The following is a 12,343-nucleotide window of genomic DNA, read 5'->3' as shown; positions in this document are numbered from 1 at the left end:
AAAGCACCAAATTCTATCCAATTTAGATAGGTATTATTGCACAAATAAATATTTTTCAGTAACTTAGTGATCACATAATCAATGTAGAATATATGAGTACTTCAAGCCATATCGCTGTGATAGGTGGTGGCGCGGCAGGTTTCTTTGCTGCCATAACAGCCAAGCGTACTAACCCGAATGCTACAGTCATCATCTACGAGAAAACCGGTAAAGTGCTTGCCAAGGTGGGCGTTTCGGGTGGTGGGCGTTGCAATCTGACGAATAGTTTTGCAAATATAAAAGATCTGAAACACGTATATCCCAGAGGGCACAAACTGATGAAGCGCCTATTCAAGCAATTCGACTATAAGGAAGTATATCAATGGTTTGAAGATAACGGTGTAGAACTCGTGACACAGGCCGACCAATGTGTTTTTCCAAAGGCTCAGAATTCGCAGGCTATTATCGAATGTCTGACAAACGAAGCTAAAAAACTTGGCATTAAGATATTGTTGCACCATTGTCTCTCGGGTATTACGCCATTGGAAGAAGGCCGACTGAAAGTAAGTTTTGCGAATCAGCCTGCCCAACAGTTTGATAAAGTTATTATTACGACGGGTGGCTCACCCTTGCTCAAAGGACTTCAACACCATGCGCAGACGGGACATGAGATTATAGAGCCGGCGCCTTCGCTATTCACGCTTAGCGTCGAGGACAAGGCCTTTACCGACTTGATGGGAATCGTGGTAGACCCGGTTAGCCTGTCAATACCTTCCACCAAGTTTAAAAGTGAAGGCGCACTGCTTATTACTCACTGGGGCATGAGTGGTCCGGCAACACTGAAGCTATCGTCCTATGCAGCCCGCTATCTGCATGAGCATAAATATAAAGTCAACGTGGCTATCAACTGGATAAACGAAACGAATGCAGCTATCGTTGAGCAGCAACTTACAAAGATGATTCAGCTCAATCAAAAGAAACAAATGGCCGGCGTCGTCCCATATCAACTTACGACCCGCGTCTGGCAATATCTGTTGGAGCGGGCTGGACTGGACAGCAAAAAGCGTTGGGAAGAATTGGGACGTAAAGGCATGAATAAACTGATAGAGACACTCACCAATGACGTGCATAACATTCAAGGAAAAGGCCGATTTAAAGATGAGTTCGTAACTTGCGGTGGTATCAGTCTGCAAAGTATCACCCCCCGCACGCTGGAAAGCAAAGTATGCCGACACTTGTACTTTGCAGGCGAAGTGCTTGATATTGACGGAATAACAGGTGGCTTCAACTTGCAGGCTGCTTGGACAACAGGCTATGTTGCAGGAAAAGCGGCAGCGGAATCCTTCTCGATATAAACAAATATACTAAATGAGGGTATGTCAAAATAGGCATACCCTCATAGAAAGAATAATCTTACAGAAAAAGAGTTCTCGCCTCAAACCCATAAACATTATCACCAAAATCGGCCATATAAAGCCAACCATTAGCAACGGCTACCGTTGAGAAAATAGGAACACCTGTCTGAAACTTCCATACCGGTTTTCCCGTTTTTCGATGTAGTCCATAGAGATAGCCATCTGAAGCACCGATAAATACAATATCTCCCTGCAAAATAGGACGCGTTTCGACCGTGGCAGAAGGAGGACGCGTATAAGGTGACGTGTAGATTAAAGCAGGAGATGTTTGAAAACGCCATTTCTCCTCTAACGTTTCTTTATTCAAAGCTACCACTCCTCGTTGAGCTGTACCGAAGATAATCTCGTCATCGGTTATCAATGGAGCCGTATTAACATCCACTCCATACCCTAATGATTTATGAACAATGATGTGACCAGTATGGCCATCAATAAGAAACAACGACTTACCGGAAAGCAAATAAAACTGTTCGCCACTCCAAGTAACCGATCCTGAACGATAACGAAGTTCCTTATCTTTCTTCTCCCACAGCATTTTACCTGTACGGGCGTCATTAGCATACAATCCTTTCCAGTTGGCATGACCAATCAAAATATGTTGGTGAAGCGACAACGTGGCCACACAACCTTCTCCTCGCGACCATTCCTTGTTTCTCCACAATAGTTTCCCGTCAGATATTTGTAACGCGCACAAAGATAATCCTGTGCCGGCATACACAACATCGCCCACTGCCAACAAGCCATCATTCAATCCCGGCAACAAGCCAATGCCCAAGTTTTTCTCCCAATTCAATTGTCCCGTCAATGCATCAACAGCATACAACGAACCATAGACATCTTGTGCCAACACATAACCTTTAGAAACCGCAATACTACTTCGCACAGAACCGCGAATGGGATACTTCCAGCAGATTGCTCCAGTATTGGCATCCAAGCATACTAAGGCCGATTTGCCTGTTCCATTCTCATCAATGGTTGCTAAATAGACTTTGTTTTCCTGAACGACAGGTGCCGTCATATAAACCGAAGCACCAACATTCCGCACCCATGACAAACGCATGGGAGCCGGTTGTTCTAAAAGTCCATTAAAAAACGAACGCTTTGTCCTCTTTACCTCGCCATTCTTAAAAGTAGCCTGCACCTCTATGGTCACCTTGCGGTTGTTCCATTGCGAAGCTAACTCCAGCTCCGCATACCACGTAAAGTCGCTCTGCGGCTGCATAAAACGAAGAGGAGTTATGGGGCGACCTTCACACGTGCAGCGATATTGCACTGATTGTACCGGAGATACAGACGAATAGGCATTCACAGACAATGGAATTTTTCCCGAAGATAACTTCGGACGCTGCAATCCATTCAAAGAAGCGATCTGCACATAAGCAGGCAGATAGCTGTAACGCATCTCGGAAGTCGTCTTCCCCTTTGCGTCAACAGCTAATACCCGAAAAGCAGAAGTGGCATGATCAATGCCTCCGCTTGCAGGTGTAGCGGTACAAATGAGATTCATTTTCGTAGCAGGATGCTGAACCTGATGATGAATATGCCAATGTCCATAGAACCAGTTCTTCACTCCTCTTGCGGGCAAATCTATATATTCAGTCGGACTGATTCCATAGCGAAACGTGATAGTATCTTCGGGTATGCTATGATTGAAGAATACGATTGGTCTGCCTTTTTCCACCAAGGCCAAATCATTCTTCAACCAGCGATATACATCTTCTTTCCGATAGCTAGGACGATGGTCTCCTTGAAGCATCGGTGTCATCACATAGTGTACGGCTCCCACATCAAAAGAGTAAAACACGGGGCCATAGATTTTTTCATAAAGTTCTTCTCCATAAGCTCCCTTTACCAAATCATGATTGCCTATGCCATAAAACACCTGAGTATTATCCATCAAACGAGTATTCAGAATCCGAATATGACTTTTCAAACCTCCTTCGTAACAAATATCTCCTGTATGAACGACAAAGGCTATTTTCTCATTGTCGGCATATTCACACAGTTGACGTGACCACATGTCATGTCCTTCCTCCGTAGATATCTCCGTATCAGACAGATGGATGAATTGATGACTGCCATCTGACTTTATTCCCACAGAACAAGGATACAACGCAAAATCATACGAAGACGTTCCTTTCCTTACTTGTTGATAAAACGCATTAAAAGTCTTGTAGCCCGAAGGCGTTGTAATAAACAGAAAGCGCATACGCTCATGCCCCGGCAAGAGATAAGTTCCTTTTGCATCTGTCTGCACTACATGCAAACCATCAGACACCGCCACTTTCGGAAGCAACTTATCTCCTTTATCATATACGCCATTCCAATTTCGATCTTCAAACACTCTACCCGTATACTGAGCATAAAGAGGGAATGGAATAGTTAGCAAAAACATCAACAAACACACAACTTGAAAGAATGTTTGTTTACTTCCATTCGTACAACTCACACCCAAAGCAGTTTCCTTTTCGTATATATACATATTTCTGTATTCAAAGAAAATCATATTATTATCTTGTATCAGCTAAGTAAATTTTATACAACTTTCATCCTTTCGATAAAAAATAAGTTGTCGTTACACTTTGCGGCATCTATATCAAAAGCCTTTTGTTAATTGAATATTGATGGAGGTCTGTTGGCGGACAGCAACTTTCTTTTCTGTATACCCTTTTTTCGAAAACAAAAGAGTATCATTATCTGCAACCTTTATCTTATAAAGTCCTTTAGAATCGGTTTTTGTCGCAGCACCTGTCTTCAGACACTTCACCAGACATCCTGCCACAGGAGTTGCTTGCACATCACGCACACACCCTTCTATCATGAGTTGCCTGCTTGAAATAATGACTTGCTTTTTAGACGTTTGTACTTCGGAATCTCTAAACTGCATGTCCATAACACCAACAGTAACTGGCAATGTGTGATATATATGATCAGAAGCAGTACCTACTTGTATTTCAAAAACACCAGCTTCTAACATCCGCTGACCGAAATTATCGGTAAGATATAACTCTGTAACAGGCACTTTTATCACAGTTTCTATTGTTTCCCCCGGACAAACATCTATTTTAGAAAATCCTTTCAACTGCTTCACAGGTGTAACAACCGAGCTTACTACATCGCGCACGTAAACCTGCACAACCTCTTTACCCTTAACCGGCCCTGTATTCTTCACCGCCACAGTCACGTTGATGGTATCAAAAGGCTGATACTGCTTTTTATCAGTCACGGCATGCGAATAAGCAAAAGATGTATAACTCAATCCATGTCCGAAAGCCCAAAGAGCGGTTGGATCTGAAAACACATAATCTCTACCTGGTTTCTCGTATGTTCCAGGTTCCTTATAAAATCCCTTGTCGGTAGGTAAATGGTTATAATACGCTGGCAGATGGCCTGTACTCTTAGGGAAAGAAAAAGATAATTTGCCAGAAGGATTGACACGTCCGAACAACACATCTGCAATAGCATGGCCCTCTTGTTCTCCGCCATACCATTGAGCCACTATCGCAGGAATATGCTCTTTCACCCAAGGCATGGCGAAAGGCTTTCCTGCCACCAACACCACAACCACCGGTTTACCCGTAGCATATACCTGTTTGATGAGTGTTTCCTGTGCGCCTGTCAGCGATATATCGTTCAGATCAATACCTTCTCCACTTGTGGATGGTTCTGCGCTATGCCGCACAAAAGCCGTACTCGAACTACCCACAAATACCAATGCGACATCACTCTTCTTAACAGCCTCAACGGCTTCGGCAATCCCTGTCGTATCCATAGAAGCCAACGAACAGCCTTTTGCATAATGCACTTTCACTTTCCCTTCTAATAGCTGACGAATACCTTGTAACGGAGTAACTCCATCTTCCTTGTTTTTACTCCAAGTATAATCACCAAACTGCACATAATCGGCATTAGGGCCTATCACCGCTACTGATTTTAGTTCCAATGGATTCAAAGGAAGTAGTTGATTCTGGTTCTTCAGCAACACAATAGATTCTTCAGCAATTCGCCGACTTAACGCTACACTTTCGGGTGCACGCAATGCCAACCGATAAGTTGTTTTATCCAAATAGGGATCTTCAAACAACCCCAACTCAAACTTAGCAATTAAGACTCGTTTCACAGCTCGGTCTACAATCTTTACATCAAATGCGCCTTTGCGAATTTGCTCTATTAAAGAAGGAAAGCAGCTACTGGACGCTTCCACATCCACACCAGCCTCTAATGCCTGACGGGCAGCATCGAAGTTAGAACTTGCTGTATGATGAAATGTTTTCAACATATCAATCGCTCCCCAGTCAGAATAGACATAACCTCGAAAACCGAACTTATTACGTAAGATTTCGGTCAACATAAAATGGGAAGCGGAATTGGGCGTGCGATTCCAGGAATTATAACTCGACATCACCGCTAAAACACCCGTTTGAGCACAAACGGCTTCAAACGGCTTTAAATAGATATCAAACAAATCACGAATCCCACATTCTACCGAGGCTAAATTTAAGCCTCCCAACGGATTGCCGTGTGGACCATAATGCTTCAACATGGGAGAGATACCATGGTCTAAATAGCCTTTCACCTCGGCAACTGCCATCTGAGAACAAAGAAAAGGATCTTCTCCAAAAGATTCCTCCACCCGTCCCCAACGCAATTCACGTACTACATCAATACAAGGAGCCAGAACTTGTTTCACTCCCATCGTATTCAGTTCTCCTGAAATATGCTTTGTCTTCTGGTAAGCAAGAAACGGGTTAAACGTACTTCCCAAAGCTATATTTTGCGGATAGATTGTAGCTCCCTCGTGTACCACGCCATGCAATGATTCCGCTACAGGCAAAGCAGGAATACCCAAACGAGTATTCTCTACTAAATACGTCTGTATTTCCTTAAACGTCTTTTGACAATTAGCAGCTGTCAATGGAAAACCTTCAAAAAAACCATAACTAATGCCCGAGCATTTTTTTTCTAACTTATCTTTATTCAACTGTTGACCATCAAATACATCCCATGAATGTAGATGACGAATCTGTGCGACCTTCTCCTCTATGGTCATGCGGGAAAGTAAGTCCTCAGCCCGCGCCTCAGCAGGAAGCAATGGATTTTGATACGGCAATGCCTGCTGGGCATACCCAGCCAACATCCCCCCAAAAGCACCAGCTAACAATAAACATTTCAGTTTTTTCATGTTTCTATCTTACAGAATAAGCAAAACCTGCTACATCGTTTGGGCTTTAATTTCCTAATTTAAACAAATGACTCTTGGGATAACTGAACGTATTGTCTTGCATCCAACGTCCTTTATAAATCTTCGCGCCTCTAATAGTAAAGATTTTCTTGCCTTTCTCATTAATCAAACCGTCTGACCACCATTCTGTAGTTGGATACAACATCAACATCCCCTCTTTACTATCAGAAACACTCTTCACTGCATAAAACGGAAAAAATCTCTCCAACGTTTTCGTTTCTATGTCATATTGCCAAACTGTTTCGTTAGTAGTCAGCCACAAGCTATTCTCTTTATTTTGAACTGGGAACAAGTCATGTCCACAAGATTCTGTTTTCGGCAATTCCGTAATCAGAGTTTTATCCAACAACATCGGAGCCTTGCTGTCATTATTATATTTATAAGAATACAATGCACGATCTTGAGTTGTATACAATACGCTCCTCTTTCTATCCCACACTACATTGTGGGCACTTGGTAATTCATAAGACGCATGGAATTTACCAAAACCTTTAATGGTATCAGTCACAAACGTACGCAACTTACTGTCTGTCGAAGAAACTGCTACAATATTCCCATCAGGCAACAACTCTGCCGAGTGAGGATTACTTCCTACCTGGGCATAATACATCAACTTACTATCTGCAATACGAATCAGCGCCACCGCTCCTCCGGAAGCCGTCATCAAAATATATTGACTATTATATACGGGCTTTACTTCACTTGGATTTGTAAACCAAATTTGATGTTCTGCAGGAACTCCTGCTTGAACAGCATTCCATGACCACACTTTCTGATATGTATCTGCATCAATAATAACTACAGATTTTGTAGCCTGCTCAGCCAATACGATGGAACGTATTGGTATCTTCACAGTTTTATTGGGTAATACAGGATCATTTTCTGAACTACAACATAAAAACAATATAACACTAAGAAATATAAAGATAATATTTTTCATACTTATAAAATATTTAAAATGAATATAGAAGGCAACCGCTCCTTAGTCGCAACCGTTGCCTTCTTTGTCTACATATTATTTATCAAGTGGATGATATTCAAAGGCTCCCATATCAACTACATTATCCCAAATACGAAGTGCACCTAATATATCACAAGTCAAACCCAGCTTGCCGATTTCCTTATTTGAGCCTGCATTAATCAAGGGGGATGTTCCTTGCAACAGATAATCACTCTTTGTCGGATTCACAAAACGAGGGCCATTCACGGCGCCATTATCAGCATTCAACGTTATACACCCTTCTGTAGATAAAGGTGTAAAACCTCTATTAAATACATAACCATCTTGCACGGCACAATGAATAAACTTAGCATTCTTATCACTATCAAGATAACCTTGATGGTTTGCTCCACGTGTATGTTTATTACCCCAAACCACCGTATTAACTACGACGACATCCTTTCCTCCTAAACGCAGACCAGCACAACCGCCTCCACTTTCATTATTCACAATGGTAACATTATATAAATTCGTACCCGACGCATTGACAGTAGAAGATGTTGTCTGAGTCGTATTATTACAAATCAGCACATTAATTAGTGTGGCATTTGCAAAATAGCCACCAGCATCTCGATAAGCCGTATTATTACGAATAATACAATTACGAATCACCCAGTTGTCGTAAATAGTCATCGTACCTTCTCCTTTTTTTACATTTGATCCTGTAAATACAAAACCATCGATATAACGAGTTGTACCTTCAATCTTATAACCATAAATAGAAGGCCACGGATTCTTCGGAGCAGCAATCAATATTGACTTGTTATTCAAATCACGGTCAACCAACTTCGTTTCTGTTCCTTTGAATCCACCATATATATTGATCTTACGGAAGGTTGTATAGTCTTTCAGTTGATACTCACCAGCTGCTACCCATAATTCCATATCACTATAGTCGCCGCAAACTGCCAAAGCATCTTCTACTCGACCAAAAGCTCTGTCCCAACTTGTACCATCACCAGTACCACCTTTCTTCACATATACAATGCGACTGAAAGCGCGTTGAGTAATCCATAACGTATCCGATACGACCACTCTATCTCCTTTGTTTCTCACTACGACAGAGGCTGTACGTTCTTCAACACCATCATTTGGCTTCACTGACAAAGATATATTGATATCCTGTACAATATCACCTGTAAATTCCGGATACTGCCCTACGGCAACCCAGTTGTCAGATGCCACACACTCAAATGGAACATTTACCGATATCGGCATAACCAAAGAATGCGCTCCCTTCATCAAGATTTTATCTTTTTCTTCTTTCGTCAACGGAATAGACAACATTCTTTCTACATTACTCTGAATAATGGTAAGTTTGGTTTCCGTACTTCTTTTCGCATCGGTTAATGTCACAACTTGTTTCACCTCTTGCCCTGTTGTATTTTTAGAAACTTTAATCTTCAAATGTCCCTTATCAACCTTTTCAAACGTAATGCCACTTGCTTGTCCCTGGTCGACCAGCCAATCCAAATCAGTCACCACATCTAACATAGTTTCACCGCCATTCACATTGAAACAAAGCAACTCCTTTGACAAAGTAATCAATGATCCACGACCATTCTGCTTCACAGAAATACGTTTAGTCATCTGGTCCATCAAACGGATTTCAATCCATCCCTCTCTTTGTTTCATTTCTGGATTTTCCCCCAATTCCATCACAATAGAATCTGGCTTCAAAGCCTGCCCCCGATAACGATACAACTTAATCCATGCATCAGAAGCTTCAGCAAACCAAGGATAAGTAGAACGAAGTTTCACCACTTGACGCGCCCTTGAAGGCGACACTAACAACTCTTCCTCAATATTCAAATTAGGTTCTACCCTACGTACAATGTCAGAATCATCACACGCAACCAAACTTATCAATGTAAGTAGTCCTAACAGGGCTCTCCATAAATGATAACGTTTTATATATCGCTTTTTCATACTACTTATCTATTAATTATTTTTCTCTACTACCTGTATGCCATTCAACACGGCTCTGGCCGGATTATCTGAAGGCTTGTTCATCAATTCAAAGGACAATGGCTGACCAGGTTGTTCTACCCTGCGTACCATTGTTGTAGAACCACCTCCATCTAAATTCAGAGCCTGATAGCAACCAGCTCCCTTACAAAGAAGCATCATATCTTCTATCCGCATGCCATTGGAATAATCACTCTGGCGACCGTCAAGTACAAACAGAAATACTTTTTTATGATCTTGAGAAACACCCACAAAAGTGCGAGGGTGAAATTGCATCGAATTATCATTCACAGTAAAGTTGTCAACGGGCTTTCCATCGTCCACTAAATATTGCCAACCACCAATAGCATTTAGTACCCTACTTTCTTGCAACTGAAATTCTGGAATCAAAGAAATATGAGCAGTTCCATCATCCAAGATATAAAACACATAATTTGCTTCTGCATCTTTCAACGTTTTGATAGCGACTCCATCCTTATAACACAATCCATTGGTGTACCAACTACCATCTTTAGCTTTACCATAATAGTCGCCATTAGTAGCCAAAATGACTTTTCTTCCTGCTTCTTCAGCCTTCATTGCTTGATCAGCTACTGTCTGAAGTTTCGTTCCATAACTATTCTTGTTATCAGGTGTAGAAGTGACTAATGTCACATTCTTATTCAAATCTACCTCTGCAATAATCATACGGGTAGGTTTTGTGCAATAGGTAAAAGTTACATCCGTAATATGTACTCCTGCGTGCAATTCGTACGCTTGCTCTTTATCAATAGACTGAATGAGTGGTACATTTTGGGCAATCCCCTGAGTAATAGGAAGAGTAGCACCCTTAAAAGGTACATCTTCTTCATTATTGGAGCAACTGCACGAAAGCACCACGGCAGACACCAACATGGTAGCACGAAAGAATTTCGCTATATCTAAAAATAAGTTTTTCATATTTTTCTTTATTAAGTTCTTTATAATCTATTATTCCCAACCAGGATTCTGAGGAAGCAGATTCGGATTCAAAGAAATTTCATTCAACGGAATGTTATACAAATAATTCTTCTCCTTAAAATTCATCGTATAAGGAGAACGCTTCGTATACGGAGTTATGAAACCATCTTTATCAAATCCTACTTGTTCTCGGATAATTGCTATTTCTTTTTCTGTATACAATTTCGGATCCATCTTAGCACCACGGCGTTCGCGATTATACACCACTTCGCCCACATTCCAACGACAAATATCATCCCATCGATATCCTTCCGCAAAAAGTTCTATACGACGTTCGCGACGGATTTCTCGAATTAAATTCTTGTTAGGACCTTTCACATTGGGATATTTGGCCACCAAATCAGGATCTTCTATAGGATTTTCATTCAACTTGATGCTCAAACCAACACGCGCACGAAGTGCATTAATAGTTTTATCCAGATTCGGGTCTTTACCTAATTCTGCACCAGCTTCTGCACGAATCAACAAGACTTCTGCATAACGCATCACCAAACAATCAATACCACCTTTATGATTACCTATTAAATGTTCAGAATCTCTATAGAATTTACACATTGCATAACCTGTACTAGTAGCGCCATAAAACGTACGTTTATCCGATCCTGGAAGAATAGAAAAGATGTTGGGAGCTCCTCCTCTTATAGAGCCGCCATCAGCACGGAACAGATAACGAGCATACTTACTCCCTTTTTCTGGCAAACAAAGCGTTTGAAGCAGACGTCCATCACGATTCTTCATTTCTTCAACATATCCCATATTAGGATTATGACAACCACAAATTGAAATCGGTTTACCTGTTTTTGCACATAAATATTCTTCAAAGCAATCACGACTCATACCAATTTCGCTGTTTGGAATACTATTCGACACATTATGTCCCATATTAATTACCGGATCGTATTCACGCGACAAGATGGCTTCAGGATTATTATTATAATTATCTTGAATGAACAAATCAAAATAGCTATTTTCCACACCTGTTCCTTCATAAAGAGAATAACCATAACCCATCAATTTACCAGCTGTATCGTAAGCTTCTTGCAAATATTCCACATCACCTTCCACTCCACGATAACGTCTCCATGTTCCTTCATACAGACAAATCCGAGCCTTCAGCAACAAAGCTGCGTCACGGCTTACACGATAAACCTTAGTCTTTTTAGGCAAAAATTTAATGGCTTGATTAATCGTCTTCAAGATATTACGCATCACTATTACACGCGAATCACGCCCTTTAAACAATTCTGGATCATTCTTATTCAAGGTATTATCATACCATGGAACATCCCCAAAAAGACGCACCTTATTGAAATAGTCCATCGCCTTAAAAAACAATATTTCTCCTGCGTATTTCTTCTTATCAATATCTGAAGCTGGCGACTTCTGATAGTTCTCTAAAAAAGCATTACATCCTCTGATTATAGACCAATCCCAATCGGCACTTTTAGTCATCACAACATTCTGACCAAATGTAATCGCGCTCGGACCTGCAGACAACAAGTTGTCTGACTGAAATTCGGCGGTAATCATTGACCCAAGATTCCAAGCTAAAGGATCACCATGACCTTTTATCAATCTTGGATAATATAGGTTACAATATTGTTCCAAAGCCGCAGCATTGGATGTTTTCCAAAAATGATCACTGAAAATCACATCTCCTGGTTCTGTATCCAAATAATTACATCCAGAAAACAAAAAGGACAATAAACACACAAATGAAATCATATAGTATTTCATAAT

The 12,343-nt window shown here is 41.1% G+C and carries 7 protein-coding genes; 1 reads left to right on the top strand and 6 read right to left on the bottom strand.

What is annotated here, in order from left to right:
- Nucleotides 1-92: 92 nt before the first annotated feature.
- Nucleotides 93-1,334, top strand: coding sequence for a BaiN/RdsA family NAD(P)/FAD-dependent oxidoreductase (locus JHU38_RS02465; protein WP_107582607.1), 1,242 nt, complete (start codon nucleotides 93-95; stop codon nucleotides 1,332-1,334).
- Nucleotides 1,335-1,392: 58 nt separating this feature from the next.
- On the opposite strand, the gene JHU38_RS02460 is transcribed toward JHU38_RS02465, so the two are convergent.
- The 6 genes from JHU38_RS02460 to JHU38_RS02435 form a co-directional block, all read right to left on the bottom strand.
- Nucleotides 1,393-3,876: an outer membrane protein assembly factor BamB family protein gene (locus tag JHU38_RS02460; RefSeq protein WP_394370893.1), complete on the bottom strand. Its 2,484-nt coding sequence runs from the start codon at nucleotides 3,874-3,876 to the stop codon at nucleotides 1,393-1,395.
- Between the two features lie 114 nt (nucleotides 3,877-3,990).
- Nucleotides 3,991-6,576, bottom strand: coding sequence for a glycoside hydrolase family 3 C-terminal domain-containing protein (locus JHU38_RS02455; RefSeq protein WP_107582608.1), 2,586 nt, complete (start codon nucleotides 6,574-6,576; stop codon nucleotides 3,991-3,993).
- Between the two features lie 46 nt (nucleotides 6,577-6,622).
- A complete protein-coding gene (locus tag JHU38_RS02450; protein WP_107582609.1) occupies nucleotides 6,623-7,576 on the bottom strand; it encodes a DUF6528 family protein in 954 nt (317 codons plus the stop codon).
- Between the two features lie 75 nt (nucleotides 7,577-7,651).
- Nucleotides 7,652-9,565, bottom strand: coding sequence for a BACON domain-containing protein (locus tag JHU38_RS02445; protein ID WP_107582610.1), 1,914 nt, complete (start codon nucleotides 9,563-9,565; stop codon nucleotides 7,652-7,654).
- 12 nt (nucleotides 9,566-9,577) lie between these two features.
- Nucleotides 9,578-10,543 (bottom strand): phosphodiester glycosidase family protein, encoded by a 966-nt coding sequence (locus JHU38_RS02440; protein ID WP_107582611.1) that lies wholly within the window; start codon nucleotides 10,541-10,543, stop codon nucleotides 9,578-9,580.
- 30 nt (nucleotides 10,544-10,573) lie between these two features.
- Entirely contained in the window at nucleotides 10,574-12,340 is a 1,767-nt protein-coding gene (locus JHU38_RS02435) for a RagB/SusD family nutrient uptake outer membrane protein (protein ID WP_107583156.1), read from the bottom strand.
- Nucleotides 12,341-12,343 lie beyond the last annotated feature (3 nt).

The sequence above is a fragment of the Prevotella illustrans genome, from assembly GCF_017426725.1.
Lineage (GTDB): Bacteria > Bacteroidota > Bacteroidia > Bacteroidales > Bacteroidaceae > Prevotella > Prevotella illustrans.
This window is presented reverse-complemented; position numbering and strand designations above follow the sequence as displayed.

Excerpts from the sequence above, each read along its gene's own strand:
- JHU38_RS02465 (WP_107582607.1), top strand. The coding sequence starts at position 93 with ATGAGTACTTCAAGCCATATCGCTGTGATAGGTGGTGGCGCGGCAGGT.
- JHU38_RS02460 (WP_394370893.1), bottom strand. The coding sequence starts at position 3,876 with ATGTATATATACGAAAAGGAAACTGCTTTGGGTGTGAGTTGTACGAAT.
- JHU38_RS02455 (WP_107582608.1), bottom strand. The coding sequence starts at position 6,576 with ATGAAAAAACTGAAATGTTTATTGTTAGCTGGTGCTTTTGGGGGGATG.
- JHU38_RS02450 (WP_107582609.1), bottom strand. The coding sequence starts at position 7,576 with ATGAAAAATATTATCTTTATATTTCTTAGTGTTATATTGTTTTTATGT.
- JHU38_RS02445 (WP_107582610.1), bottom strand. The coding sequence starts at position 9,565 with ATGAAAAAGCGATATATAAAACGTTATCATTTATGGAGAGCCCTGTTA.
- JHU38_RS02440 (WP_107582611.1), bottom strand. The coding sequence starts at position 10,543 with ATGAAAAACTTATTTTTAGATATAGCGAAATTCTTTCGTGCTACCATG.
- JHU38_RS02435 (WP_107583156.1), bottom strand. The coding sequence starts at position 12,340 with ATGAAATACTATATGATTTCATTTGTGTGTTTATTGTCCTTTTTGTTT.